This window comes from Protaetiibacter intestinalis, from assembly GCF_003627075.1.
Lineage (GTDB): Bacteria > Actinomycetota > Actinomycetes > Actinomycetales > Microbacteriaceae > Homoserinibacter > Homoserinibacter intestinalis.
Window position 1 is genome coordinate 360,245 of sequence record NZ_CP032630.1, and the last position, 24,826, is coordinate 385,070.

24 protein-coding genes and 1 tRNA gene are annotated in these 24,826 nt (G+C 72.2%); 5 read left to right on the forward strand and 20 right to left on the reverse strand.

Annotated features, from left to right (window positions below; all coding sequences use genetic code 11):
• Positions 1–51 precede the first annotated feature (51 nt).
• The 4 genes from D7I47_RS14670 to D7I47_RS01790 all read right to left on the reverse strand — a co-directional run bounded on the left by D7I47_RS14670 (position 52) and on the right by D7I47_RS01790 (position 3,813).
• On the reverse strand, positions 52–1,137 hold the full coding sequence (locus D7I47_RS14670) for a hypothetical protein (protein WP_157981572.1): 1,086 nt from the start codon (positions 1,135–1,137) through the stop codon (positions 52–54).
• A gap of 101 nt (positions 1,138–1,238) precedes the next feature.
• Positions 1,239–1,310: transfer RNA gene (locus tag D7I47_RS01780), tRNA-Gln, on the reverse strand.
• A gap of 101 nt (positions 1,311–1,411) precedes the next feature.
• On the reverse strand, positions 1,412–2,917 hold the full coding sequence (gene gltX / locus D7I47_RS01785; RefSeq protein ID WP_120761454.1) for a glutamate--tRNA ligase: 1,506 nt from the start codon (positions 2,915–2,917) through the stop codon (positions 1,412–1,414).
• Between the two features lie 20 nt (positions 2,918–2,937).
• Positions 2,938–3,813 carry a DMT family transporter gene (locus D7I47_RS01790; protein ID WP_120761455.1) on the reverse strand — a complete coding sequence of 292 codons (876 nt, stop codon included), beginning with the start codon at positions 3,811–3,813 and terminating at the stop codon, positions 2,938–2,940.
• Positions 3,814–3,915: 102 nt separating this feature from the next.
• On the opposite strand from D7I47_RS01790, the gene D7I47_RS01795 reads away from it, so the two are divergent.
• The gene (locus D7I47_RS01795; protein WP_193726447.1) at positions 3,916–4,338 is read left to right on the forward strand and encodes a pyridoxamine 5'-phosphate oxidase family protein; all 423 of its coding nucleotides are present in this window, start codon (positions 3,916–3,918) and stop codon (positions 4,336–4,338) included.
• Positions 4,339–4,379: 41 nt separating this feature from the next.
• Here the strand turns inward: D7I47_RS01795 and D7I47_RS01800 are convergent, their stop codons facing one another.
• Positions 4,380–5,129: a DarT ssDNA thymidine ADP-ribosyltransferase family protein gene (locus tag D7I47_RS01800; RefSeq protein ID WP_120761456.1), complete on the reverse strand. Its 750-nt coding sequence runs from the start codon at positions 5,127–5,129 to the stop codon at positions 4,380–4,382.
• A gap of 9 nt (positions 5,130–5,138) precedes the next feature.
• Positions 5,139–5,510 (reverse strand): DUF5997 family protein, encoded by a 372-nt coding sequence (locus D7I47_RS01805; RefSeq protein WP_227000777.1) that lies wholly within the window; start codon positions 5,508–5,510, stop codon positions 5,139–5,141.
• Positions 5,511–5,532: 22 nt separating this feature from the next.
• On the opposite strand from D7I47_RS01805, the gene D7I47_RS01810 reads away from it, so the two are divergent.
• Positions 5,533–6,060, forward strand: a complete 528-nt coding sequence (locus D7I47_RS01810; RefSeq protein ID WP_120761457.1) for a LysR substrate-binding domain-containing protein — start codon at positions 5,533–5,535, stop codon at positions 6,058–6,060.
• 15 nt (positions 6,061–6,075) lie between these two features.
• Here D7I47_RS01810 and D7I47_RS01815 read toward each other — a convergent pair whose 3' ends face one another.
• The 9 genes from D7I47_RS01815 to D7I47_RS01855 form a co-directional block, all read right to left on the reverse strand.
• Positions 6,076–7,398: an exonuclease domain-containing protein gene (locus D7I47_RS01815; protein ID WP_120761458.1), complete on the reverse strand. Its 1,323-nt coding sequence runs from the start codon at positions 7,396–7,398 to the stop codon at positions 6,076–6,078.
• Positions 7,399–7,499: 101 nt separating this feature from the next.
• Complete coding sequence (gene araA, locus D7I47_RS01820) at positions 7,500–9,017, reverse strand: L-arabinose isomerase (RefSeq protein ID WP_120761459.1); 1,518 nt, start codon at positions 9,015–9,017, stop codon at positions 7,500–7,502.
• Positions 9,014–9,712, reverse strand: coding sequence for an L-ribulose-5-phosphate 4-epimerase (locus tag D7I47_RS01825; protein ID WP_120761460.1), 699 nt, complete (start codon positions 9,710–9,712; stop codon positions 9,014–9,016). Before D7I47_RS01825 ends, araA begins: the two co-directional genes overlap by 4 nt.
• On the reverse strand, positions 9,705–11,279 hold the full coding sequence (locus tag D7I47_RS01830; protein WP_120761461.1) for an FGGY-family carbohydrate kinase: 1,575 nt from the start codon (positions 11,277–11,279) through the stop codon (positions 9,705–9,707). Before D7I47_RS01830 ends, D7I47_RS01825 begins: the two co-directional genes overlap by 8 nt.
• A 191-nt stretch (positions 11,280–11,470) precedes the next feature.
• Positions 11,471–12,478 carry a LacI family DNA-binding transcriptional regulator gene (locus D7I47_RS01835; RefSeq protein ID WP_227000779.1) on the reverse strand — a complete coding sequence of 336 codons (1,008 nt, stop codon included), beginning with the start codon at positions 12,476–12,478 and terminating at the stop codon, positions 11,471–11,473.
• Positions 12,479–12,513: 35 nt separating this feature from the next.
• A complete protein-coding gene (locus tag D7I47_RS01840; RefSeq protein ID WP_120761462.1) occupies positions 12,514–13,542 on the reverse strand; it encodes an ABC transporter permease in 1,029 nt (342 codons plus the stop codon).
• A complete protein-coding gene (locus D7I47_RS01845; RefSeq protein WP_120761463.1) occupies positions 13,539–14,624 on the reverse strand; it encodes an ABC transporter permease in 1,086 nt (361 codons plus the stop codon). Before D7I47_RS01845 ends, D7I47_RS01840 begins: the two co-directional genes overlap by 4 nt.
• The gene (locus D7I47_RS01850) at positions 14,621–16,234 is read right to left on the reverse strand and encodes a sugar ABC transporter ATP-binding protein (protein WP_120761464.1); all 1,614 of its coding nucleotides are present in this window, start codon (positions 16,232–16,234) and stop codon (positions 14,621–14,623) included. Before D7I47_RS01850 ends, D7I47_RS01845 begins: the two co-directional genes overlap by 4 nt.
• 103 nt (positions 16,235–16,337) lie before the next feature.
• Positions 16,338–17,336 (reverse strand): ABC transporter substrate-binding protein, encoded by a 999-nt coding sequence (locus tag D7I47_RS01855; protein ID WP_120761465.1) that lies wholly within the window; start codon positions 17,334–17,336, stop codon positions 16,338–16,340.
• A 302-nt stretch (positions 17,337–17,638) separates the two neighbouring features.
• On the opposite strand from D7I47_RS01855, the gene D7I47_RS01860 reads away from it, so the two are divergent.
• Entirely contained in the window at positions 17,639–19,153 is a 1,515-nt protein-coding gene (locus D7I47_RS01860; RefSeq protein WP_120761466.1) for a sugar ABC transporter ATP-binding protein, read from the forward strand.
• Between the two features lie 4 nt (positions 19,154–19,157).
• Positions 19,158–20,171: a LacI family DNA-binding transcriptional regulator gene (locus D7I47_RS01865; RefSeq protein WP_120761467.1), complete on the forward strand. Its 1,014-nt coding sequence runs from the start codon at positions 19,158–19,160 to the stop codon at positions 20,169–20,171.
• Positions 20,172–20,173: 2 nt separating this feature from the next.
• Here D7I47_RS01865 and D7I47_RS01870 read toward each other — a convergent pair whose 3' ends face one another.
• The 5 genes from D7I47_RS01870 to D7I47_RS01890 all read right to left on the reverse strand — a co-directional run bounded on the left by D7I47_RS01870 (position 20,174) and on the right by D7I47_RS01890 (position 24,105).
• Positions 20,174–20,611 (reverse strand): YdeI/OmpD-associated family protein, encoded by a 438-nt coding sequence (locus D7I47_RS01870; protein WP_120761468.1) that lies wholly within the window; start codon positions 20,609–20,611, stop codon positions 20,174–20,176.
• Positions 20,612–20,647: 36 nt separating this feature from the next.
• Positions 20,648–20,983: a hypothetical protein gene (locus tag D7I47_RS01875; protein WP_120761469.1), complete on the reverse strand. Its 336-nt coding sequence runs from the start codon at positions 20,981–20,983 to the stop codon at positions 20,648–20,650.
• Positions 20,984–21,047: 64 nt separating this feature from the next.
• Positions 21,048–22,064 carry a YeiH family protein gene (locus D7I47_RS01880; RefSeq protein ID WP_120763766.1) on the reverse strand — a complete coding sequence of 339 codons (1,017 nt, stop codon included), beginning with the start codon at positions 22,062–22,064 and terminating at the stop codon, positions 21,048–21,050.
• Between the two features lie 5 nt (positions 22,065–22,069).
• Positions 22,070–23,326, reverse strand: a complete 1,257-nt coding sequence (locus tag D7I47_RS01885) for an MFS transporter (protein ID WP_227000781.1) — start codon at positions 23,324–23,326, stop codon at positions 22,070–22,072.
• Positions 23,323–24,105 carry a fumarylacetoacetate hydrolase family protein gene (locus tag D7I47_RS01890; RefSeq protein WP_120761470.1) on the reverse strand — a complete coding sequence of 261 codons (783 nt, stop codon included), beginning with the start codon at positions 24,103–24,105 and terminating at the stop codon, positions 23,323–23,325. Before D7I47_RS01890 ends, D7I47_RS01885 begins: the two co-directional genes overlap by 4 nt.
• A gap of 97 nt (positions 24,106–24,202) precedes the next feature.
• Between D7I47_RS01890 and D7I47_RS01895 the strand changes: the two genes are divergently transcribed.
• A complete protein-coding gene (locus D7I47_RS01895) occupies positions 24,203–24,823 on the forward strand; it encodes an alpha/beta hydrolase family protein (protein WP_120761471.1) in 621 nt (206 codons plus the stop codon).
• Positions 24,824–24,826: the final 3 nt, after the last annotated feature.

Here is a 24,826-nt window from a genome sequence, read left to right on the forward strand (position 1 = left end):
CGCCGACGGCCCCCGCCGCGCGGTGCGACGGGGGCCGGACGACGCGATCCGTCAGTTCAGGGCGACGTAGATGGTCACGCCCCACAGCGACGTCAGGTCGAGCAGCGCACCGCTGCCGACCGCGCTGCTGGGCACCTCGTAGACGGCGTTGATGAGCACCTGCTGGCCGGGCTCCAGCTCGTCGACCGTGTAGAACGAGTCCGGATAGTCGGCCGCGCTGAGCGAGTAGCTCTCGCCGTCGACGCCCACGAACGTCGGGAAGACGCTCGTGAACAGGACGCCGGTCTCGGTTCCGACGTAGGTGTACTGCAGCGGCACGAGCACGTACTGGTTGCCGGCCTCGGGCACGTTGTACTCGGACGCGGCCCTCACCTGCTCGGTCGCGTCGAGCGTCGGGTCGCCCACGACGACCTGCCACTCGTCGACGCCCTGCAGGTCGGTGAAGGTGATGGTGTTGCCGATGGCGGCGGGGTTGCCGGCCGAGCCGAGGGCGTCGGAGTCGTCGCCGTCGGTCTCGGTCTCGGTGCCGTCGTCCTGGGTGATCACCGGGTCGTCGGGCCCGAAGTCCTCGAGGCCCGTGCGGACGGCGTTGAAGGCCATGATCATGACGACCGTGATGACGGCCGACACCAGCAGCGCGATGCCGGAGACGATGAGGCCGGCGATCGCGAGACCCTTGCCGCGGTTCTTCGCGATGAGACCGCCGATGCCGAGGCCGACGCCCGCGAGCGCGAGCACGATGGGCAGGAAGCCGACGAACGGGATCCAGCCGACCGTGATCCCGAACAGGAACGCGACGCCGCCGAGGATGAGCGAGACGAGTCCGAGCACGTTGAGGCGCGAGGCGGGGGCCGGCGCGGCCGGTGCGTAGGCGACGCCGGGCGCCGCAGGGGCGACGGGGGCGTAGGGGTCGACCGGCGCGGATGCGGCGGGGGCGGCCGGGGCCGCGGGCGCGGCGGGCGCGACCGGCGGCACGGGGGCTGCGGGAGCCGCGGCGGGCGGCACGGGAGTCACGGGGGCCGCGGGAGCCGCGGGCGTCTGCGGTGCCGGAGGCACGGGCGGGATCACGGAGCCCGGCGCGGGGGGAACGGGGGGAATCTGGTCGCCGGTGGCACCCGGCTGCTGCGAATCGGACATGAGAATGATTCTGCCGTGCCGTGGGATGCCGATACACCGCCGCCCATGGGCAGCGCTCCCCATGAACGGGAAAACCCCCGCCGACGCGGGGGTTTCGAAAGCTGGGGTACCTGGACTCGAACCAAGAACAACTGAACCAGAATCAGCCGTGTTGCCAATTACACCATACCCCACCGGTTCCGACCGGGGCCGGACCGAGGCGGCCGGGCGAACCCGGGCCGACTAGATACTTTACCCTACGGGCGGCGGGGGTTCGGACCGGCCGGTGGACGGCTCACAGCGCCCGGCGCAGCCTCTCGATCCGCGCGAGCGTGGAGGTCTTGCCGAGGATCTCCATCGACTCGAACAGCGGCGGGCTGATCCGGCGCCCCGACACGGCGGTGCGCAGCGGTCCGAAGGCCGTGCGGGGCTTGAGTCCCGGGCCGCCCTCGTCGACGGGGGTGAGCAGCGCGGCGCGCAGCGCCTCCTCGATCTCGACCCGGCCGAACTCGGTGAGCGGCTCGAGCGCGGCCTCGGCGGCATCCAGCACGAGGCGGGCCTCGTCGACGTCCTTGGGCAGCGCATCCGCCTCGAACTCGAGCGCGTCGTCGGTCGTGAACAGGAACGCGAGCATGCCGCGCGTCTCGCCCAGTACCGTCACCCGCTCCTGCACGAGCGGCGCCGCCTCGCGCAGGATCGCGCGCTCGGACTCGGTGGGCGGGTCGGCGAGGAAGCCCTCGAGGTAGGGGATGACGCGCTCGGTGAAGTCGGCCACGTCGAGCATGCGGATGTGGTCGCCGTTGATCGACTCAGCCTTCTTGAGGTCGAACCGGGCCGGGTTCGGGTTCACGTCGCGGATGTCGAACGCGGCCGTGAACTCGGCCTGCGTGAACACGTCGCGATCGGGCGCGATCGACCAGCCGAGCAGCGCGAGGTAGTTGAGCAGGCCCTCGGGGATGAACCCGCGGTCGCGGTGGTGGAAGAGGTTCGACTCGGGGTCGCGCTTGCTGAGCTTCTTCGCGCCCTCGCCGTAGACGAGCGGCATGTGCGCGTACTGCGGGATGAAGTCGGTCACCCCGATCTCGATGAGCGCGAGGTAGAGGGCGATCTGGCGGGGGGTCGAGGAGAGGATGTCCTCGCCGCGGAACACGTGCGTCACGCCCATCAGCGCGTCGTCGACCGGGTTCACGAAGGTGTACAGCGGGGCGCCGTTCGGACGCACCACGACGAAGTCGGTGAAGCTGCCCGCCGGGAAGGTGATCTCGCCGCGGATGAGGTCATGGAACGAGAGGTCCTCGTCCGGCACCCGGAGGCGCAGGCTCGGCTGACGTCCCTCGGCCCGGAATGCGGCGCGCTGCTCGTCGGTGAGCTCGCGTTCGAAGTTGTCGTAGCCCTGGCGGGGGTCGCGACCCGCGGCGACGTTGCGGGCCTCCATCTCCTCCGGGGTCACGAAGCTCTCGTAGAGGTGCCCGGACGCCTTCAGCCGCTCGACGAGTTCGAGGTAGATCTCGGTGCGCTGCGACTGCCGGTACGGGCCGTGCGGCCCGCCCTTCTCGACGCCCTCGTCCCAGTCGATGCCGAGCCAGTCGAGCGCGTCGATGAGCTGCAGGTAGCTCTCCTCGGAGTCGCGGGCGGCATCCGTGTCCTCCACGCGGAACACGAGCTTGCCGCCCGTGTGCCGGGCGTAGGCCCAGTTGAACAGGGCGGTGCGCACCATCCCGACGTGGGGGGTGCCGGTGGGCGAGGGGCAGAACCGCACGCGCACGTCGGCGCCGGTCGCGGTGGAGAAGGGGAGCGACATCCCCTCGATCCTATCGGCGCTCAGCCGAAGGCGAGGGCGGCGGATGCGGCGAGGGCGAGCACGACGCCGGCCACCTGGACGGCGGTGAGCCGCTCGCGCAGCACGGTGAGCGCGAGCAGCACCGTGCCGAGCGGGTAGAGCGAGGCGAGCACCCCCATGATGGCGAGCTGCCCCTGGTGCAGCCCCCAGACGAGCAGGGCGTTCGCGACGGCCATGAGCAGGCCGGCACCGACCGCGAACAGCAGCCCGGGGCGCCGCACCTCGACGGGCGGCGGCTCGGGGGCGCCCCACCAGGAGTCGCCGCGCACGAGGCGCAGCACGACGAGCACGACCGCGAACAGCAGCGCCCCCGCGACGAGGTCGACGAGCAGCGGCGCGAACTCCGACTCGGGGGCCGTCCACTCCATGACGACGTTGTAGCCGCCGAAACCGATGCCCGAGGCGACCGCGAGCACGACCGCGCGCACGCCGACCGCACCGCCCTGCTGCTCGCGCGTGATCCCCAGCAGCACGGCGGCGACCACGAGCGCCGCGAGGGCGACATAGCCGAGCGTCGAGAAGCGCTCGCCGCGTGCGATACCGACGATCGCCGGGATGAGCGCCGCGACGGCCGCGGTCGTGGGCGAGATGACGCTCATCGGGCCGATCGCGAGCGCCGCGTAGAACGCCCAGATCGCGACGGCACCCGCGACACCCGCGAGCACGCCGAGCCACACCGCCTCCGCCGACCACACCGATCCGACCAGCGGGGTGAGCACCGCGATCGGCACGGCCGCGGCCGCGAAGCTCACGAGACTCACGAGCAGCGGCGGGATGCGACGCGAGCCGAGACCGCCGAAGAAGTCGGACACGCCGTAGACGACCGCGCTCGCGAGTCCGACGAGCACGATCACCATGCCCCCATCCAAGCGGAAACCCGCGACGACGGCGGGCCCAACGGCCCTGTCGCCGTCGCCGGCGCGGGCGCATGATGGCCGCGACGACCGAAGGAGGACGACATGATCGACACGGTGAACCCCGTCGAACTGCTCGACGAGCGGGAGTGCTGGGAGCTGCTGGAGCTGGCCCCCATGGGCCGCATCGCGATCGCGGTCGGCGGGGTGATCGACATCTTCCCCCTCAACTTCGCGGTGCACGACGGTGCCGTCTACTTCCGCACCGCCCCGGGCACGAAGCTCGTCGAGTTGACGATCCACCCGGATGTCGCGCTGGAGATCGACGGCTGGGACGAGGGCGAGGCCTTCAGCGTCGTCGTGAAGGGCGTCGCGGAGCGGCTCGAGCACGCCGCCGAGATCGAGGAGGCGGAGCGGCTGCCGCTGACCCCGTGGGTGCCGACCCTCAAGTACCGCTGGGTGCGCATCCGCCCCGGCTCGGTGACGGGTCGGCGCTTCCGGCGGGGACCGGAACCCGACCGCTTCTGAGCGGCGCGCAGCTGTCGTGCAGGAGTCCTGCACGACAGCGCTCAGGCGGGCTGGAAGACCGGAGGGTAGACGGCGATGCGCGGCGTCGGCAGCCCGGCGCTCGCGAACATGGCGCGCACTTCGTCGCGCACCCGGTCGTTCGCGACCGTCACGATCGCGACCGCGCCCAACGGCACCGGCCCTGCCGCGAGCAGCTCGGCGTCGCGGAAGTCGGGGTCGCTCGCGTGCAGCCGACGCAGCGCCTGCGTGCCCGCCTCGACGCCGGCTGCGAAGCGGGTCGCCACCGCCCCCGCGTCCCCGTCGGCGAACACGACGTCGTCGCCGAGGGCGTCGACCGGCACGGCCAGGATGACGAACTCCGTCGGCTTGGCGGCGCGCGCGGCATCCGACCAGTGGGCGCCCTCCGCCCCCGAGCGCAGCTCCTCCCAGCGCGAGGCGTCCTGCGCGAGGAAGAACGAGACGAAGTCGGCGACGCTGCGTCCGTCGGGCGCCGTCGCCGTCGCACGGAGTTCGCGGGTGGTCGCCGAGCTCACGTCGACGTCCGGAACGGCCGCGCCGACGAGCGCGCCGTCGAGTGCGATCGACTCGAGCGTGCGCAGGTGGGTCACGTGGAAGACGCGTCGCCCCGCGAGCCGCAGCGTCGCGGGCGCCGCGGATGCCGTGGGCGTGCGCACGGTCGTGGCGCGAGGTGCGCGCACCGCGGTGCGCACCGCCCTCACCGGTTCGGGCGCCTTCCGCGGAAAGCAGACGTCGCAGAGGCCCTCATCGAACCCGTGGATGCATTCGGCCACCTCTCGAGCCTACGTCGCCTGCGCGCGGCGCCGCTCGACGAGCAGCCACTCGGGCGGGTCGGCGAGGATCGCCTGGATCTCGGCGGTCGTCATGGCATCCGAGACCCCGGCGCGGGCGAGCCCCGAGTTCGTGATGCCGAGGCGCCGCGACACCTCGCCGCGCGGATGCGGCCCCTCGCGGCGCAGCGTCGCGAGCCAGGCGGGCGGCTCGGCCTGCAGGGCGGCGAGCTCCTCGCGGGAGTGCTGCGCCGCCTGGAACTCCTCGGGCGCGGCCGGCAGGTAGATGCCGAGCTTCTTCGCCGCGGTCTGCGCCGAGAGGTATTGGGTCTTCGGCGGCTTCGGTTGCTGGCGGCGGTCCTCGCCGTGCTCGGATCCGGTCATGCTCCGAGGGTAGCCTCGATGCGTGGGCTCCCTCGTCGTCGCGTTCGTGCCGGGCGTCACGCCGGGCAAGTGGGCGCGGATCTGGGACGAGCGGATGCGGCGCGACCGCCTCGAGGTGCGCCCGCTCCCCCAGGCTGAGGCGCTCGCGGCGCTGCGCGACGGCACGGCGCAGCTCGCCCTGCTGCGCGACGTCGTCGCGGACGACGAGTTCCACGTCATCCCCCTCTACCGCGAGCAGGCGGTCGTCGTCGCCCCGAAGGATCACCCCGTGGCGGCCTTCGATGCGCTCACCCGGGCGGAGCTCGAGGGCGAGACGATGCTCGAGGGGCAGGGCGCCGACACCGTCGAGCTCGTCGCCGCCGGCGTGGGCCTCGCGCTCATGCCGCAGGCGGTCGCACGGGCGCACTCCCGCCGCGACGTCGTCGCGCGCCCCGTGCTCGACGCGCCCGACTCCGGGATCGGCCTCGCCTGGTCCCGCGACGCCGACGACCCGCTCGTCGAGGCGTTCATCGGCATCGTGCGCGGGCGCACGCCGAACTCCTCGCGCTGAACGGGCGCGGAGGTCTCAGCCGGCGAGCGACTCGAGCAGCGCGGTCAGCCCCGACTCCGCCACGATCGGCACCCCGTACTGACGGGCCTTGCGCGCCTTGCCGCTCGACGAATCCGGGTCGGCGGCGACGAGCAGGGCGGTGCGGCGGGTGACCGCGGCCCCCGGCACGAGCCCGAGCGCCGCGAGCTCCTGCTCCCACACGGCCCGCGGACGCGAGAGCTCGCCGGTCAGCACCACGGCGTCCCCCGCCGCGAGCGCGAAGCCGCCGGGTGGGGCGGTCGGTCGGCGCGGCTGCAGCACGATGCGCGCCGCGCGCTGCGGGTCGAGCGCCGCCTCGATGACGGCGGTCGGCAGCGCGAGCAGCTCGGCCACCGCGATGAGCTGATCGATCTCGCCCTCGGTGAGGATGCCGTCCTCCCACGCGACGCGCGTGAGGGCGATGAAGTAGCCGCGGTGCAGCTCCTCCACGGTGTCGCGGTCGAGGTGCAGGCGCTCGGCGCAGGCGAGCAGCGCATCCGATTCGTGCACGGCGAGCACCCGGTCGAGCAGCGCCCGGTCGAGCAGGGCGAGGTACTCGTCGACGTCGCCGGGCTCGCTCCCGGGCGGCATCCGCACGGCGAGGCTCGGCAGGAAGCGCTCGACGGTCGTCACCGAGGGTGCGGGCGGGCGCGCCTTCCACGGCACGGCACGCCCCACACCGATCGCGGCCGACGGCCAGCGTCCTCCCGCGAGCCCCGTGAAGGGATCCGCGAGCTGCGGATGCCGGCGCGCCTCGCCGAGGTAGGCGCCCAGCAGCTGGGCGGTCGCGACGGCGTCGTCGAGCGCGCGGTGGGCGTGCTCGAGGGGGATGTCGTAGGCCGCGCAGCAGTCGCCGAGCGAGCGCCCGCATCCGGGCAGGAAGTGCCGCGCGAGCCGCATCGTGCAGAGGAAGTCCGGCCGGTTCCACACGCCGACGCCGGCACGCTCGAACTCGGCGAACAGGAACGCCGAGTCGAAGTCGGCGTGGTGGGCCACCGCGACCCGCCCGTCGAGCAGCCCGACGAGCTCGGTGGCGACGTCGGCGAAGGTCGGCGCCTCGAGCACGTCGGCGGCGCGGATGCCGTGCACGCGCTGCGGGCCGAGGTCGCGTCCGGGGTTGAGCAGGGTCTCCCAACGCCCCGTCTGCTCCCCCATGGGGTCGACGTGGACGATCGCCAGCTCAATGACCCGATCGCCGCGGGGTGACAGGCCTGTCGTCTCGACGTCGACGACGGCGAAGCCGTCGAAGGCGGTCGTGGTGAAGGCAGGGTAGGCGGCGGGCAGGCTCGAGCGGTGGGGGATGCCGTCGGGTCCGGTCATACGCGCCTTCCGCTATGGCGCGTCACGCTATCGGGTCATCGCCCCTGCACGGCAGCCCACATTCGAGGGACGCTCATTCGGGGCGCGCAGGCCCCGGGTGCCTACAGCCCCTGCGAGAGGCGGTAGTACGCGGCGTTCGCGCGCACCGTGTCCTCGAAGGAGCGCACCGTGGTCGACTCGTCGATGACGAGCAGCTCGACGCCCGCGATGCGCGCGAAGTCCTCCCACGCCTCGATGCCCACCTGGTTCGTCATGACGGTGTGGTGGGCGGCGCCCGCGATGAGCCACGAGGTGGCGCTGGTACGGAAGTCGGGGGCCGGCTTCCACACGGCGCGGCCGACGGGCAGCTTCGGGAGCGACTCGGGCGGGGTGACGTTGGTCACCGCGTTCGCGACGAGGCGGAAGCGCTCGCGCTGGTCGCTGAGCGCGACGACGACGGCTGGGCCGGCATCCGCCGTGAACACGAGGCGCACGGGGTCGTCCTTGCCGCCGATGCCGAGCGGGTGGATCTCGAGGCTCGCCTTCTGCGAGGAGAGCGCGGGCGACACCTCGAGCATGTGGGCGCCGAGGATGAGCTCGTCGCCCGGGGTCAGGTCGTAGGTGTAGTCCTCCATGAGGCTCGCCCCGCCGGGCAGCCCCGCCCCCATGACGGCGGCGATGCGCACGAGCACGGCGGTCTTCCAGTCGCCCTCGGCGCCGAAGCCGTAGCCGTCGGCCATGAGGCGCTGCACGGCGAGGCCGGGCAGCTGCGTGAGCTCGCCGAGGTCCTCGAAGCTGTCGGTGAAGGCGGTCGCGCCGACCTCCTCGAGAATGGAGCGCAGGCCCAGCTCGATCGCGGCGCCGTCGCGGAGCGAGGCGTGGCGCTCCCCGCCCGGCAGCAGCTCGGCGGCGACCTCGTACTCGGCGAGGTACACCTCGACGAGCGCGTCGATGTCGGCATCCGTCTGCTCCTGCACGCGCGCGACGAGCTCGTTGATGCCCCAGGTGTTGACGCTCACGCCGAGCCGGATCTCGGCCTCCGTCTTGTCGCCCTCGGTGACGGCGACGTTGCGCATGTTGTCGCCGAAGCGAGCCACCTTCATGCCCTGCGAGGCGTTCCACCCGGCGGCGGCGCGCGTCCAGGTGCCGATCGCGGCGGTGACGGCGGGGTCGGACGCGTGGCCGACGACCGTCTTCCGCGGCACCGACATGCGGCTGAGGATGTAGCCGTGCTCGCGGTCGCCGTGGGCGGCCTGGTTGAGGTTCATGAAGTCGAAGTCGATCTCGCTCCACGGCAGCGCGACGTTCGCCTGCGTGTGGAAGTGCAGCAGCGGCTTCTGCAGCGCGTCGAAGCCGTGGATCCACATCTTCGAGGGGCTGAAGGTGTGCATCCAGGTGATGACGCCGATGACGGAGTCGTCGGAGTTGGCGTCGATCATGGCGCGGCGGATGGCGTCGGAGCTCTTCAGCACCGGCTTCCACTCGATCGTCACGGGGATGTCGGCGGCGCCGGCGAGCAGCGCGACGACCCCCTGCGACTGCTCGGCGACCTGGCGCAGGGTCTCCTCGCCGTAGAGGTCCTGGCTGCCGGTGAGGAACCAGACGGTGTAGTTCTTTAGGTTCGGGATGATCGAGGTCACTGCAGTTCTCCCTGCGGCTTCTGTCCGTAGACGTTCTGGTAGCGGTCGAAGAGCGCGTCGATGCTCTCCTGGGGGATCGGCAGCGGGTCGCCCAGCTGCCGGGAGATGTGGATGGTGCGGGCGACGTCCTCGCACATGACGGCCGCCTTGACGGCGTCCTTCGCGTCCTTGCCGATCGTGAAGACGCCGTGGTTCTGCATGAGCACGGCGCGCGAACGGTGCCCGTCGAGCGTCGCGACGATGCCGCGGCCGATGGAGTCGTCGCCGATGATCGCGAACGGCCCGACGGGGATCTCGCCGCCGAACTCGTCGGCCATCCCGGTGATGACGCACGGGATCGCCTCGCCGCGCGCGGCCCAGGCCGTGGCGTAGGTGGAGTGGGTGTGCACGACTCCGCCGACGTGCGGCATGTTGCGGTAGACGTAGGCGTGCGCGGCGGTGTCGCTCGAGGGGCTGCGCTCGGAGCCGGGGGTGCCGGCGATGACGTTGCCGTCGAGGTCGCAGAGGATCATGTTGTCGGCCGCGAGCTCGTCGTAGCTGACGCCGCTCGGCTTGATGACGAAGAGCTCGGCTCCCGGGACGCGGCCCGAGATGTTGCCGCCCGTCCAGATGACGAGACCGTAGCGGGTGAGTTCGGCGTGCAGTTTCGCCACCTCCTCGCGGGTGCGCTGGATGGCGGCGTCGAGGTCACTCATGAGCGGTCTCCTGGTCGGTGAGGGCGGCGATGGCGGCGTGCTCGATCGCGAGCCCCGCCTGCCAGCGGTCGAGGTAGGCGGCGTAGTCGGCGATCGAGGCGGCCGTCGGCTCGACGGTCGTGACCGCGGCATCCGCGAAGACGGTCTCGTCGAGCCAGTCGGGCAGTCCCCGCGTCTCGCCGTCGGCGACCGCGCGGCGGTAGGCGGCGAGCAGCGCGATGCCCCAGGCACCACCCTCCCCCGCCGTCTCGCCGACCGCGACCGGCGCGCCGAGGGCCGCGGCGAGCGCGCTCTGGGCGATGCCGCCGGTGCGGAACAGGCCGCCGTGGGCGACCGCGGCATCCAGCGCGACGTCCTGCGCGGCGAGCTCGCGCATCCCGACGCTCAGCGCGGCGAACACCGAGAAGAGCTGGGCGCGGCCGAAGGCGGCGAGGCTCAGGCGCGAGCCCGGCGTGCGCACGACGAGCGGGCGACCCTCCGAGGTGCCGACGACCGGTTCGCCCGAGAGCAGGTTGTAGGCGTACAGCCCCTCGCCGCCCGCGTCGAGGGCGCCGCCGAGCACGGCCGCGAACACCTCGTCGGAGGATGCCGTGGAGCCGATCGCGGAGGCGAACTCCTGGAACACGCCCACCCAGGCGCCGAGCTCGCTCGAGCCGTTGTTGCAGTGCACCATCGCGACGGGGCTGCCGTCGGGGGTCGTGACGACGTCGATGTCGGGGCTCGCGGCCGGCAGTGCCCGCTCGAGCACGACCATCGCGAAGATGCTCGTGCCGGCGGAGACGTTGGCGGTGCGCGGGCGCACGGCGTTGGTGGCGACCATGCCCGTGCCCGCGTCGCCCTCGGGCGGGGCGAACGGGATGCCGGGCTGCAGCGTGCCGCTCGCGTCGAGCAGCGCCGCACCCTCGGCGGTGAGCGCGCCGGCATCCGCCCCCGCGGTCAGCACCGCGGGCAGCAGTTCGGCGAGCTCGAAGGCGGCGCCCGCCGCGGCGAGGCGCTCCTGGGCGAGGCCGAGCAGCCGCGCGTCGTAGCCGCCGGTGGCCGGGTCGATGGGGAACATGCCGGAGGCGTCGCCCACGCCGAGCACGTCGCGCCCGGTGAGCAGGCGGTGCACGTAGCCGGCGAGGGTCGTGACGCTCGCGATCGCGGGCACGTGCGGCTCGGCGTCGAGCACGGCCTGGTGCAGGTGCGCGATCGACCAGCGGAGTGGGATGTTGACCCCGAGCGCGGCCGACAGCTCGGCCGCCGCGGGGCCCGTGTTGGTGTTGCGCCAGGTGCGGAACGGCACGAGCAACCCGCCCGCCGCGTCGAAGGCGAGGTAGCCGTGCATCATCGCCGAGACGCCGATCGCGTCGAAGCCCGCGGGCGCCTCGCCGAGCTCGGCCACGAGGTCCGCGTAGGCGGCGCGCAGGCCCTCGTGCACCTCGTCGAGGCCGTAGGTCCACAGTCCGTGCTCGAGCCGGTTCTCCCAGGAGTGCGAGCCGGTGGCGACCGTGGCCCCGGTCTCGTCGACGACGCACGCCTTGATGCGCGTCGAGCCCAGCTCGATCCCCAGATATCGGGCGCTCATGGGTGTCGCGGCCTCCTCGCCGGTCGGAGCTGGTACGTGATGTTCACGTTAACGAACACAGCCATGCTACTTCAACTCCCCCGTCGTTCCGCCTCGCCCCTCTGCCGAAAATGCAGGAGAACCCGCCCCTCCCATCCGGGATCTCCGCCGTCTTGCGGGCGACACGCGCGGGATCTCCTGCATTTTCGACATCACGTGCGGCGGGGTGGGGCGGTCGAGGCGCGCACGACGAGGCGGGGAGGGATGGTGGCGGAGGGGATGGTGGCGTCGGGCGCGGCGGCGCCGAGCTGCGCGAGGAGGGACTCGACCGCGCGGCGGCCGACGAGCTCGAAGTCCTGGTACACGGTCGTGAGGGCGGGGCGCAGGTACGCCGCCTCGGGGATGTCGTCGAAGCCGACGACCGAGACGTCGCCCGGCACCGCGCGGCCGGCATCCGCGAGCGCCGCCATGAGGCCGATCGCCATCTGGTCGTTGCCGGCGACGACGGCCGTGACGCCCGAGGCGAGCCGCTCCCCCGCGGCGAACCCCGAGGCCGCGCTCCAGTCGCCGCGCAGCACCTCGGGCGCCTCGAGTCCCGCCGCAGCGAGCGTCTCGGTGTAGCCGAGCAGGCGCGAGGCGGCCTCGAGCGCGCCCTCGGGGCCCGCGAGGTGCTGGATGCGGGTGTGGCCGAGCTCGACGAGGTGCCGGGTCGCGAGGCGCGCACCTTCCGCCTGGTCGACGCCGATGCCGCCCGGGCGGTCGGGCGCCTGCAGCGTCACGAGCGGCACGCGGATGTCGAGGTCGCGGATGGCGGCGAGCACCGTCTCGTGCGGGGCGATCACGACGAGCGCCTCGACGGCCTGGTCGAGCAGGAACTCGAGGGCGGCGAGGGTCGCGTCGTGCTCGACGGCGGCGGTCGTGACGAGCGGGTGGTAGCCGTGCTCGCGCGCCGCCCGCTCGACCGCGAGCACGCTCGAGGCGGGTCCGTGCTGGGCGACCTCGGGAGAGAGCACCCCGATCGCGCGCGTGCGGCTCGTGACGAGGGCACGCGCGGCGAGGTTGCGGCGGTAGCCGAGCTCGGCGATCGCCGCCAGCACCCGCTCGCGGGTCTCCGGCCGGATCGACGGGTAGTCGTTGAGCACCCGCGACACGGTGATGTGGCTGACGCCGGCGCGCGCGGCGACGTCGTGCATGCTCGGGTTCCGATGCGGCTGCGTCACGCGGTCAGGCTATCCGCTTCGTCGTGCCCGGCCGTTCACTCCCGTTTCCGCGTCACGACGCGCTGCAGCAGCACGAAGACGAGCAGGATGCCGCCCGTGATGATCGTCGTCATCTCCGGACGGATCCCGCCGTCGCGCGTGATGAGCACCGTCATGAGCCCGATCACGAGCGCGCCGACGACCGAGCCGAGCACGTAGCCGGCGCCACCGGTGAGGAGCGTGCCGCCGATGACCGTCGCCGCGATGGCGTCGAGCTCCCAGCCGATACCGGTGATGTTCTGCGCGATGCCGAGCCGGCTCGTGTAGATGACGGCCGCGATCCCGGAGAGCGTCCCGCTGATGACGTAGACGAGCACCTTCGTCCGCAGCACCGGAAGGCCCATGAGCAGCGCCGAGGTCTCGGATCCGCCGATCGCGTACACGGTGCGACCCGTGCGCGTGCGGTGCAGGACGAAGACGGCCGCGAGCACGACGAGCACCGCGATCCCGACCCCGGGGGTCACGACCAGGTCGTTGACCTTGGGGCCGTCGATGATCTTCAGCTGGGTGCCGAGCCACCGGATCGGGGAGTCGTCGGCGAGCCGCTCCGGTTGGGTGCTCAGGAGCGAGGCGAGGCCCCGGCCGAGGAACATCATCGCGAGGGTGGCGATGAACGGCTGCACGTTGAAGTACTGCACGAGGATGCCGGAGACGAGTCCGAACACCGTGCCGAGGGCGATCATCACGACGATCACGACGATCGGGTTCCACCCGGCGTTGGCGAGCATCACGCCGGAGACCGAGGAGAACGCGATGATCGCGCCCACCGAGAGGTCGATGCCCCCCGTGAGGATGACGAAGGTCATCGCGACCGCGAGCACGATGAGGTGCGCGTTGTTGATGAGCAGGTTCGACAGCGTGTTGTACTGCACGATCCGCCCGTAGGCGATCTCGCCGTAGACGACCATCCCGACGAAGATGACGACCGCGGCGGCCGTGGGCAGCAGCGACGGGTTGGTCGTGAGGAGGCGGCGGGCGCGCGCGGCGAGGCCGGGCGTGGGCTCGGTTCTGATCGCGGTGCTCATGCCACCACACCTTCCTTGCGGGCGTCGTCGTCGAGGGCGATCGCGAGCGCCGGCGGGGCCTTGCGTCGCCGGAACCAGCTGCGCACCCGCTCGGACTGGAGCAGGCACAGCACGACGATCACGACGGCCTTGAAGGCGGGCGTCGCCGAGGAGGAGATGCCGAGGAACAGCACCGTCTTGTCGAGGGTCGCGATGAGCATCGCGCCGACGAACGCACCGCCGAGCGAGAACTTGCCGCCCGCGAGCGAGGTGCCGCCGATGACGACGGCGAGGATGGCGTCCATCTCGATCTGGTAGCCGGTCTTGGAGACGTCGACCGTCATGACCGTTCCCACGGCGAAGATCCCCGCGATACCGGCGAGCACGCCCGAGAGCACGTAGACGGTGAGCAGCAGGCCGGTGGGGCGGATGCCCGCCATGCGGCTCGCCCGCGGGTTGATGCCGATCGCCTCGATCATGAGCCCGAGGGCGCTGCGCCGCACGACGAGGCCGACGATCACCACGATCGCGACCGCGAACAGGAACACGACGGGCAAGCCGATGACGTAGCCGTTGACGATCCACTTGAGCGGGTCGCTCGATGCCGCCGTGTTCTGGCCGCCGGTGATGACCTTGGCGATCCCGCGGCCGGCGAGCATGAGCACGAGGGTGGAGATGAACGGCTGCAACCCGACGTAGGCGACGAGCACGCCGTTGACGGCTCCGAGCAGGGCGCTCACGAGCAGCGCGAGCCCGATGGCGGCGAGCGCGACCCCGATCGAGCGCGAGTCGCCCACGCTCTTCAGGAACTCCATGGCGACCGCGCCGGAGACCGCCATGATCGAACCGACCGAGAGGTCGATGCCGCCGGTGGCGATCACGAGCGCCATGCCCACGGCGACCATGAGCACGGGCGGCGAGGCCCGCAGGATGTCGATGAGGTTGCCGACGAGGTTGCCGGTCGTGGGGCTCACCGTGATCGCGAGGTAGTTCGGGTCCTTCAGCACGTTGAGCCCGAGGAGCACCACGATCGCGACGAGACCCCAGAACCAGGGGCGGCGGATGAGGCCGGCGACGGCTGCCGCGGGCGTCGGACGGGTCATGACTCGTGCCTCTCGGTCTTCTGCGTCGTCGTCGACGCACTCACATTCTGCTCCGCATCCGCGGCGTCGTCGGGAGTTGCGGCCCCGACCCCGTGCGAGGCGATGAGGTCGACGACCTGCTGCGCCGTGACACCCGGCCCGTTGACGATCTCGCCGATCTTCTCGTGGTCCTTCAGCACGACGATGCGTTCGCTGAGGCGGACCACCTCCTCGAGCTCGGAGGAGATGAAGACGACCGAGACGCCCTCGGCGGCGAGCTCCGCCACCGCCTCCTGGATCTCGGCCTTGGCGCCGACGTCGATCCCTCGGGTCGGCTCGTCGAGGATGAGCAGCTCGGGTTGGGTCGCGAGCCAGCGTCCCAGCAGCACCTTCTGCTGGTTGCCGCCGGACAGGTTCTTGATGAGCCGCTCCGGGTCGGCCGGGCGCACGTTGAGCTCGGTGATGTAGCGCTGCACGATCTGATCCTGCTCGCGCCGGGAGAGCGGCCGGGCCCAGCCGCGCTTGGCCTGCACGGCGAGCACCATGTTCTCGCGGACGGTCAGATCGCCGACGATGCCCTCGTCGCGACGGTTCTCGGTGGAGAACGCGATGCGGTGCTCGATGCCGCTCGCGGGGTTGCGCAGCTCGACCTTCTTGCCGCGGAAGCGCAGCACGCCGGTCTCCGCGCGGTCGGCGCCGTACAGCAGCCGGGCGAGTTCGGTGCGGCCCGCGCCGAGCAGCCCCGCGAATCCGACGACCTCGCCGGGGTAGATCTCGACGTCGGTCGGGAGCATCGAGGAGCGGCGGCCGATGCCCTCCGCGGCGAGCAGGGGCTGCTCGTTCTCGCGGTCGCGGTCGCCGTTGGCGCGGTTGCCGCCGAGCGAGGTGAGCGAGTCGAGGTCCTTGCCGATCATCTTGGAGATGAGGGCGTGCCGGTCCAGCTCGCGGGTCGCGTACTCGCCTTCGTATCGACCGTTGCGCAGCACCGTGAGCCGGTCGCTGATCGCGTACACCTGGTCGAGGAAGTGCGAGACGAAGAGGATGGCGACGCCCTGGTCGCGCAGCGCGCGCATGACGCGGAAGAGCCCCTCGACCTCGTTGGCGTCGAGGCTCGACGTCGGCTCGTCGAGGATGAGCACCTTGGCCTTGATCGCCATGGCGCGGCTGATCGCCACGAGCTGCTGCACCGCGATCGACAGCGTCGAGAGGGGGCGGTGGGTGTCGAGGTCGCCGAGGCCGAGCCGGGCGAGCGCCTCGGTCGCGGCGCGGTGGGTGGCACGCCAGTTGACGCCGAACGGACCGCGGACCTCGTGTCCGAGCATCACGTTCTCGCCGATGGAGAGGTTCGTGACGAGGTTGACCTCTTGGTACACGGTCGAGATGCCGGCGTTCTGGGCATCCGCCGTGCCGTGCAGCTGGCGCTCCTCGCCGAGCACGAGGATGGAGCCCGAGTCGATGCGATAGACGCCCGTGAGCGCCTTGATGAGCGTGGACTTCCCCGCGCCGTTCTCGCCCATGAGCGCATGGATCTCGCCGGGGAAGAGGCGGAAGTCGACGCCGTCGAGCGCCTTCACTCCGGGGAACTCGATCGAGATGTCACGCATCTCGACGACGGCCAGTGGTTCAGTCATTGCACACTCTCTCGCTCGTCTCTCGCCGCTCACGACGGTGCGGGGCTCCTTGTCGGGAGCCCCGCACCGCCTATCTGGGAAGAAGCGACTCCGTACCGATCGATCAGAACTTGCGGTCGGCGAGCACGGCCTGGGCCGCCTCGGGCGAGTCGAAGGCCTGGCTCGGGACGATGATGTACGAGTCGACGGTCTCACCGGCGAGGGTCTTCTTCACGACGTCGAGCGCGGTCTCCCCGAACAGCGGGTTGTACTCGTGCACGAAGCTGAGCAGACCGTCGGCAAGCGCCTGCATGGCCGACTTGGTGCCGTCGATCGTGGCGATCTTGATGTCGACACCGGGGGTGAGGCCGGCCTCCTGGACGGCCTGGACCGCGCCGAGACCCATCTCGTCGTTCTGGGCGAAGATGAACTGGATGTTGTTGCTGTTCGCCTTGAGCAGGGTCTCGGTGACGCTCTTGCCCTCCTCGGCGCTCCAGTTGGCGGTCTGCGCGGCGACCTTCACGAGCGAGGAGTCTCCGAGGCCCTGCTCGAAGCCCTTGTTGCGCTCGTTGACGACGCCGACTCCGGCGGGACCCTCGAGGACGATGTAGTTGCCGCCGTCGGGGAAGGTCGTGTTCGCCCACTCGCCGACCGCCTTGGCGACCTCGACGTTGTCGGGCGCGATGCGGGTGACGTAGAGGCTCGTGTCGTCGGGCTCGATGCCGCGGTCGAGCAGGATCACCGGGATCTCGGCCTCCTGCGCGCGCTTCAGCGAGTCCTCCCAGCCGGAGGCCTCGGTGGCCGACAGCAGGATGACGTCGACGCCCTCGTCCACGAAGGAGGTGAACGCGTCGATCTGCGACTTCTGGTCCAGGTTGGTCGCCGGGGCGTACTTGAGCTCGAAGCCCGCGTCCTCGGTGAAGGTGTCCTGGATGTTCTGCTCGTTGGCCTCACGCCAGGCACCCTCGGGGCCCACGGCGACGAAACCGACGGTGATGAGGTCTCCCTCGCCACCGCCGCCGGCACCGCCTTCGTCCGGGGTCGAGCAGGCGGTCAGCCCGAGCGCGAGAGCGCCTGCGCCGACGATGCCGATCAGGCTCAGCATCCGCTGCCTGTTCTTCATGTGATCTCCTCCTTGAGATTCCTCGACGCGAGGTCGAAGGGTTTTTCTGCGTGCCCTCGCGGACACCCCTGTGTGTGCCGCAATTGTGCACGCTCACATTTCGTCCGTGCAAGAGGGCACGCCCACTCCGTTGCCATTTTGTTATCGTGAACATTCCCGTGATGCCGCGGATCTCGGCGCCGCCGATGTCGCCCCTCCACCGCATCGCGGGCGCGGGCCGCCGAGAACTGTGAGGGATCACCTGGAGCGCCGCGTTCGCGGCTTGGCGCGGAGCGGCGCCACATCCGGGCATGATGTGAGTCATGGTCGAGCAGGCCCAACCCGTGATCGAGGTCCGGGGCGCGACGGTGCGCTTCCCCGGAGAACTCGCGCTCGATCGCGTCGACTTCCGGATGTTCCCGGGCGAGGTGCACTCGCTCATGGGCGAGAACGGTGCGGGCAAGTCGACGCTCATCAAGGCCATCACCGGCGCGCTGCCGCTCGACGCGGGCGTCATCCGGGTGAACGGCGACCAGGTGCGCTTCCGCAGCCCCCACGACGCGCAGCACGCGGGCATCTCCACCGTGTACCAGGAGATCGAGGTGCTCACCAACCTGAGCGTCGCCGAGAACATCTGCCTCGGCCGCGAACCGCGGCGCTTCGGCATCGACTGGAAGCGGATGCGCGACGAGGCGGCCCAGGTGCTCGCCGGCCTCGGCCTCGACATCGACCCGGCCTCGCGCCTCGGGATGCACTCGCTCGCCGTCCAGCAGCTCGTCGCGATCGCGCGCGCCACCTCGACCGAGGTCAAGGTCCTCATCCTCGACGAACCGACCTCGAGCCTCGACCTCGACGAGGTGGCAGAGCTGTTCCGGGTGATCCGTGAGCTCGCCTCCCGCGGGGTCGCGATCCTGTTCGTCTCCCACTTCCTCGAGCAGGTGTACGAGATCTGCGACCGCATCACCGTCCTCCGCGGCGGACGGGTGGAGGGCGAGTACCTCACCCGCGAGCTGCTGCGCATCGACCTCGTGCAGAAGATGCTCGGCCGCGGGCCGGCCGAGTTCGTCGCCCGCGGACGCGACGCATCCGTCGTCGCCGAGCCCGCGACGCCCCTGCTGAGCGCGCACGGCATCCACGCGTCGGGGGTCGTCGGCGCGGACGTCGAGCTCGTCGAGGGCGACGTCCTCGGGATCGCGGGCCTGCTCGGATCCGGGCGCAGCGAGCTCGCCCGGGCGCTCTCCGGGGTCACCCCGATCGGCCAGGGTGTGCTCCGCCTCGCGGGCGCGCCGGTGAGACCGCGACGGCCGCGCGACGCCATCGCGCTCGGGCTCGCCTACTCCTCCGAGAACCGCCGCACCGAGGGGATCATCGCCGACCTCAGCATCCGCGAGAACATCGCGCTGGCCCTGCAGGCGCAACTCGGCGCGTTCCGGCGCATCCCGCTCGCGCGGGAGCGCGAACTCGCGAGCAGCTGGATCGACGCGCTCGACATCCGCCCCGCCGACCCGGAACGGCCCGCCGGCACCCTGTCGGGAGGCAACCAGCAGAAGGTGCTGCTGGCCCGACTGCTCGCCCTCGCACCGCGCGTGCTCATCCTCGACGAACCGACCCGCGGGATCGACGTGGGGGCGAAGGTCGAGATCCAGAACCTCGTCGGGGAGCTCGCCGACAACGGGCTGTCCGTCGTGTTCATCTCCGCCGAGCTCGAGGAGGTGCTGCGGGTCTCCGGACGCGTCCTCGTGCTGCGCGACGGCCGGATCGTCGGCGACCTGCCCGCCGAAGAGCTCACCATCGACTCGCTGCTCGCCTTGGTCGCGCAACCGGACGAGGAGGGGTGAACGGGTGAGCCAGGACGACAAGGCAGCGCGGACCGCCAACATCTTCGACGTCGCACGACTCGCCGGCGTGTCCCACCAGACCGTCTCGCGCGTGCTCAACGATCAGCCGAACGTGCGCCCCGCCACCCGGGCCCGCGTCGAGCAGGCCATCGCCCAACTGCGCTACAGCCCCTCCCCCGCGGCGCGCGCCCTCGTCACCCGGCGCACCCGCACCATCGGGCTCGTCTCACCGGGCGTCTCCGACTTCGGCCCGAGCTCGATCGCGATGCACTTCAACTTCGCGGCCCGCGCCGCCCGCTACAACGTCGAGACGGTCAGCTCGCTCAGCGACGACCCGGTCGGCGTCCGCTCCGTCGTCGAGTCGCTGCTGAGACAGCGCGTGGATGCCATCGTGCTCGTCGTCGTCGACGTCGCGGTGCTCGAGGTGGTGCGCGGGCTCGACCTGTCGATCCCGGTCGTCGCGGTCGCCGCATCCCCCCGCCCGAGCCCGCTGATCGTCTCGATCGACCAGTACCGCGGGGCGCGCGCCGCCGTGCGGCACCTCGCCGAGCTCGGCCACACCCGCATCCTGCACCTCGGCGGGCCGCTCGCGAACCCCGACGCCATCGAGCGCGAGCGCGGCTGGCGCGACGAGCTCCTCGCCCGGCGCCTCGACGTCGTCGCCCCGCCGCACGGCGACTGGTCGGCCGAGAGCGGGCACCGCCTGGGACCGGAGCTCGGGGTGGAGGCCGGCGACGCCGTCTTCGTCGCCAACGACCACATGGCGATCGGCCTGCTCTCCTCGCTGCGCGAGCACGGCCTGCAGGTGCCCGCGGACGTGAGCGTCGTCGGCTTCGACGACGTGCCCGAGGCCGGCTACCTGTACCCGCCCCTCACCACGGTGCGTCAGGACTTCGCGGCGCTCGGCGGGCTCATCATGCAGAAGGTGCTGGTGGCCGTGGAGGATCCCGACACCGTCACCGAGGACACCCCGCTGCCGACCCGCCTCGTCATCCGCGACTCCACCCGCGAGGCCTGAGCTCAGGGGGCGGTGAGCTTCTCGATCGCGGCGGCCACGCGCCGCGCGCGGGTCTCGGCCGCCTTCGCGCCCTCGATCGCGGTGACGTGCGCCTTGCGGTGGCTCGGCGCGAGCTTCTGCCAGGCGGCGGCCGCCGCGGGGTTCCCCGCGAGCGCCTCGGCGAGGTCGGGCGTGGGTTCGACGACGCGCGGCGCCGTCTCGAGCTCGAGCTCGACCGTGATGGCGTCGCCGCCCGCGATGCCGGTCGCGGCGCGTTTGTCGGAGCTGAACGGGATGAGGTGCTTGCCGCCCATCGTGCCGACCGTCGAGGGGTAGCTGAAGCCGTTGACGGTCACCGTGACCGCGGGCCGCTTACCGCCGCCGAGCTGCTCGAGCTGTGCGGGCGACACCTCGATGCCCGTGTTGTTGCCGAACTGCGACAGCGTCGTCTCGAATCTCATACGCCGATGATGGACCCCTCGCCCGACGCCCGCCACTCAGCCGGTGCTCGCGCGCTCCGCGACGAGCAGCACCGCGAGCAGCGCGACGAAGGCGATCGCGAGCATGTCGATCGCGAGGAGGGCGAGGCGGAGGCGCCGCGACGGCGTCGCGAAACGCACGATGACCATGCAGCAGTAGAGCACCGCGACGACGAGCGCCGCCGTCCCCGGCACGCCGATGGGCGGCATCCGGAGCACCGCCATCGGGATGAGCACGCCGAGCGACACGAGGGTCAGCAGCCCGCCGAGGATGAGCCAGGAACGGCCGCGCGAGGTGGTGAGCGCCGGCTGGTCCCGCATGCGCGTGGGATCGTCGGGGGACTGCGGCGCCATGCCTCCAGCCTGCCGTCTCGCGCCTGGGTGGATGCGGAAAACCCAGCGACCTCCCAGACGCGGCTCAGCCCGCGACGACCGCCGCGACTCCGAGGCCCAGCACGAGGATGACACCCCAGGCGAGGGCGCCCGCCACGATCGCGCGTCCGCCGGTGCGCACGAGTCGCTCCAGCCGGAGGCCCGCGCCGATGCCGACGAGGGCCGCGGCGAGCAGCGCGGTGCGCACGAGATCCACGGCGTCGAGCACGGCATCCGGAACCGGCAGGAACGAGCGCACGAGCACGAGCGCGAGGAACCCCACGATGAACAGCGGCACGATCGGCGGCAGCTTCCCGCCCGCGCCGCCGGCCGCACGCGCCGCGCGCCGGGTGCGCAGCGAGGCGACCGCCACCATGGGCGCGAGCGCCAGCACGCGCGTGAGCTTGACGACGACCGCCGCGCCGAGCGCGGCGGGCCCCGCGGTCTGCGCCGTCGCGACCACCTGCCCGACGTCGTGCACGCTCGCGCCCGCCCAGGCGCCGAAGAACGCCTCGCCCATCGGCATCCCGAGCGCCCCGGCGAGTGTCGAAAATGCAGGAAGAACGACGATGGCGAGGGTGCCGAACAGCGTGACGAGGGCGGTGGGGGTCGCCGCGTCCTGCATTTTCGACATCGAGCCGCGGGCGGCGGCCATCGCGCCCACGGCCGAGACGCCGCAGATGGAGAAGCCGGCGGCGAGCAGCACGGGCTCGTCGCCCGGCAGTCGCAGGGCGCGCGCGATCGCGTAGCTGATCGCGAAGGCGAGGCCGACGAGCGCGGCGATCGCGAGCACCCCCCACCAGCCGAGCGCGGCGATGTCGCCGAGCGCGAGGTCGAGCCCGAGCAGCACGATGCCGGCGCGCAGCAGCGTGCGCGCCGAGAAGCCGAGGCCCGCGCGCAGCGGGCCGTCGAGCGCCGGACGCAGCGGCGGCAGGCACGCGAGCGCGACGCCGACGACGAAGGCGGCGGTCAGCCACGGCACGCCCGGCAGCACGAGGTGCACGAGCCAGGCGAGCGCCGCCCCCGCGAGCGCGAGCGCGACCCCGGGAGCGAGCTCGCGCATCCGGGTCACGCCGCCGCCCGCCGCCGCGAGACGCGCACCACGAGGGTGAGCAGCACGACCGCCACGAGCCCCGTCGCGGCGAGGGCGAGGCCGCCGTAGCCGAGCCGCGCGAGCACGAGGCCCGCGGCGCCTCCGCCGAGCGCACCCGCCGTCGACATGAGCAGGTCCGCCCGACCCTGGATGCGGGCACGGCCGAGCACGTCGACCGACTCCGTGACGAGGGTCGAGCCCGCGACGCTCGCCGCGCTCCAGCCCACGCCGATGAGGAACAGCCCGACCGCCACCCAGAGCTCCGACTCGGCGCCCGCGGCGAGCAGCAGCAGCGCCCCGAGCAGCAGCACCTGACCGATCGCGATCGTCGCCTCGCGTCCCACCCGGTCGGCGAGCAGGCCCCACAGCGGCGAGAGCGCGTACATGCCGAGCACGTGCAGGCTGATCGTGAGCCCCACGAGCTCGAGCCCCGCCCCGTGCCCCACGAGGTGCACGGGCGTCATCGCCATGACCGACACCATCGTCGCGTGGCTGAGCGAGGTCGAGATCATGCCCGTCGCGATGCCGCCCACGTCGGCGGTACGGGATGCCGCCTCCGGCGAGGCGGGGCGCTCGAGCCCGATGCGCGTCGCGAGGCGCAGCGGATCCGGTCGCAGCCCCACGAGGTACACGACCGCAGCGACGAGCTGCGCCGCGATCGTGAACAGGTAGGCGCCCGCGAGCGGGGGCAGCCCGATCGCCTGGCCCACGGCATCCCCGGGGCCGATGAGGTTGGGGCCGAGCACGGCCCCGAGCGTCGTCGACCACACGACGACCGCGAGGTCGCGGCCGCGGCGCCCCGGCTCGGAGAGGTCGGTCGCGGCGAAGCGCGCCTGCAGGTTGACGGCCGTGCCGACCCCGAGCAGCACGATGCCCGCGAGCAGCAGCAGCGTCCAGCCGAGGACCGCCGCGACGAGCCCGACGACCGCGCCGAACGCGGCGAGCAGGGCACCCGTCGTGAGCGCGGGCGCGCGGCCGCGGCGGGCGGCGAGCGTCGCGAGCGGCACCGCCGCGACGGCCGCGCCGATCGTCGACATGGTGGCCGCCATGCCCGAGAGCGTCTCCGACCCCGACACCTGCGTGATGAGCAGGGCGCCCGCCGACAGGGTCGACCCCATCCCGATCCCCGCGAGCACCTGGCCCGCGATGATCGCGGCGCGGCTGCGCCCGCGCACCCGCGCGATCTCGGACTCGGAGAGCTCCTCGGGGACGCCGGATGCCGCCCCGGTCACGCCGGGCGCTCGTCGCGGTCGAGCGCGGGGTTGCTGAGCGTGCCGATGCCCTCGATGTCGATCTCGACCGTCTGCCCGTGCACGAAGCCGCCGAGACCGGACGGCGTGCCCGTCATGATGATGTCGCCCGGCAGCAGTGTCCAGACATCCGAGATGTAGGCGATGAGCTCGGGAAGCTTGTGCGTCATGTCGCGCGTGTTGCCGTGCCGCCGCGGTTCGCCGTCGACCCGCGTGCGGATCTCGAGGCCGTCCGGGTCGAGCTCGGTCTCGATCCACGGGCCGATCGGGGCGAAGGTGTCGTAGCCCTTCGCGCGCGCCCACTGCCCGTCGGCGAACATCTGGTCGCGGGCCGACACGTCGTTGCCGATCGTGTAGCCGAACACGTAGTCGGCCCAGTCCTCCGCACGCACCTGCTTCGCGATCCGCCCGATGACGGCGACGAGCTCGCCCTCGTGCGTGATGCGGCCGTCGACCGGGGGGATGCGGATGGGGTCGCCCGGACCGACGACCGCCGTGTTGGGCTTGAGGAAGATGAGCGGGTTCTCGGGGACGTCGATGCTCGCCATGTCCTTGCGGTGCTCGGCGTAGTTGAGGCCGACGCAGACGACCTTCGAGCGCGGGATGACGGGCGCGAGCAGCCGAGCCTCCGCGAGCGGCACGCGGTCGCCCGTCGTCTCGTAGCCGGCGAACATGGGGTCGCCCGCCAGCACCACGAGCTCGTCGTCGTCGACGATGCCGTAGCGCGGGTCGCCTCCCGTACTGAAACGTGCGACTCTCACCCGTCGAGCCTATCGCTGCCGCCATGGTGCGGTTTCGGCTGGATGGCGCCGTCGCGACGGTGCCATCCAGCCGAAACCGCACCGGCAGAATGGTGGCGTGACCTCGCTGCTCTGGACCGGCCCCGAGGGCCCCCGTGTGCTCGTGCTCGCCCACGGGGCGGGCGCGCCCATGGACTCCGGATGGATGGAGCAGTTCGCGACCCTGCTCGCCGAGCGCGGCGTGCGTCTCGCCCGCTTCGAGTTCGCCTACATGGCCGCGCGGCGCGCGGGGGTGCGGCGCCCCAACCCACGGGCGGAGGCGGTGCTCGACGAGTACCGCGAGGCGCTCGCGCAGCTGCGGGCCGAGACGGATGCGGTGCCCGTCATCGGCGGCAAGTCCTTCGGTGGCCGGGTGGCCTCGATGATCGCCGACGAGCAGTCGGCCGCGGGCGGCATCCGCGGGCTCGTGTGCCTCGGCTACCCCTTCCACCCGATGGGCAAGCCCGAGCAGCTGCGCACGGCGCACCTCGCGCACCTCGAGACGCCCACCCTCGTCTGCCAGGGCGAGCGCGACATCATGGGCTCCCGCGAGGAGGTCGCGGCCTACACGCTCTCCCCCGCGATCGAGCTGCTGTGGGCCCCCGACGGCGACCACGACCTGAAGCCGCGCAAGGCATCCGGCCGTACGCTCACCGACAACCTCGCGGCCGCCGCGGATGCGGTGGCCGCGCGCGTCTAGCCC

Excerpts from the sequence above, each read along its gene's own strand:
- D7I47_RS01790 (WP_120761455.1), bottom strand. The coding sequence starts at position 3,813 with ATGGTGATCGTGCTCGTCGGACTCGCGAGCGCGGTCGTCTACGGCGTG.
- D7I47_RS01815 (WP_120761458.1), bottom strand. The coding sequence starts at position 7,398 with ATGACCGGACCCGACGGCATCCCCCACCGCTCGAGCCTGCCCGCCGCC.
- D7I47_RS01795 (WP_193726447.1), top strand. The coding sequence starts at position 3,916 with ATGATCGACACGGTGAACCCCGTCGAACTGCTCGACGAGCGGGAGTGC.
- D7I47_RS01845 (WP_120761463.1), bottom strand. The coding sequence starts at position 14,624 with ATGACCCGTCCGACGCCCGCGGCAGCCGTCGCCGGCCTCATCCGCCGC.
- D7I47_RS01850 (WP_120761464.1), bottom strand. The coding sequence starts at position 16,234 with ATGACTGAACCACTGGCCGTCGTCGAGATGCGTGACATCTCGATCGAG.
- gltX (WP_120761454.1), bottom strand. The coding sequence starts at position 2,917 with ATGTCGCTCCCCTTCTCCACCGCGACCGGCGCCGACGTGCGCGTGCGG.
- D7I47_RS01875 (WP_120761469.1), bottom strand. The coding sequence starts at position 20,983 with ATGGCGCCGCAGTCCCCCGACGATCCCACGCGCATGCGGGACCAGCCG.
- D7I47_RS01855 (WP_120761465.1), bottom strand. The coding sequence starts at position 17,336 with ATGAAGAACAGGCAGCGGATGCTGAGCCTGATCGGCATCGTCGGCGCA.
- D7I47_RS01840 (WP_120761462.1), bottom strand. The coding sequence starts at position 13,542 with ATGAGCACCGCGATCAGAACCGAGCCCACGCCCGGCCTCGCCGCGCGC.
- D7I47_RS01880 (WP_120763766.1), bottom strand. The coding sequence starts at position 22,064 with ATGCGCGAGCTCGCTCCCGGGGTCGCGCTCGCGCTCGCGGGGGCGGCG.
- D7I47_RS01825 (WP_120761460.1), bottom strand. The coding sequence starts at position 9,712 with ATGAGTGACCTCGACGCCGCCATCCAGCGCACCCGCGAGGAGGTGGCG.
- D7I47_RS14670 (WP_157981572.1), bottom strand. The coding sequence starts at position 1,137 with ATGTCCGATTCGCAGCAGCCGGGTGCCACCGGCGACCAGATTCCCCCC.
- D7I47_RS01870 (WP_120761468.1), bottom strand. The coding sequence starts at position 20,611 with ATGAGATTCGAGACGACGCTGTCGCAGTTCGGCAACAACACGGGCATC.
- D7I47_RS01830 (WP_120761461.1), bottom strand. The coding sequence starts at position 11,279 with ATGAGCGCCCGATATCTGGGGATCGAGCTGGGCTCGACGCGCATCAAG.
- D7I47_RS01860 (WP_120761466.1), top strand. The coding sequence starts at position 17,639 with ATGGTCGAGCAGGCCCAACCCGTGATCGAGGTCCGGGGCGCGACGGTG.
- D7I47_RS01805 (WP_227000777.1), bottom strand. The coding sequence starts at position 5,510 with ATGACCGGATCCGAGCACGGCGAGGACCGCCGCCAGCAACCGAAGCCG.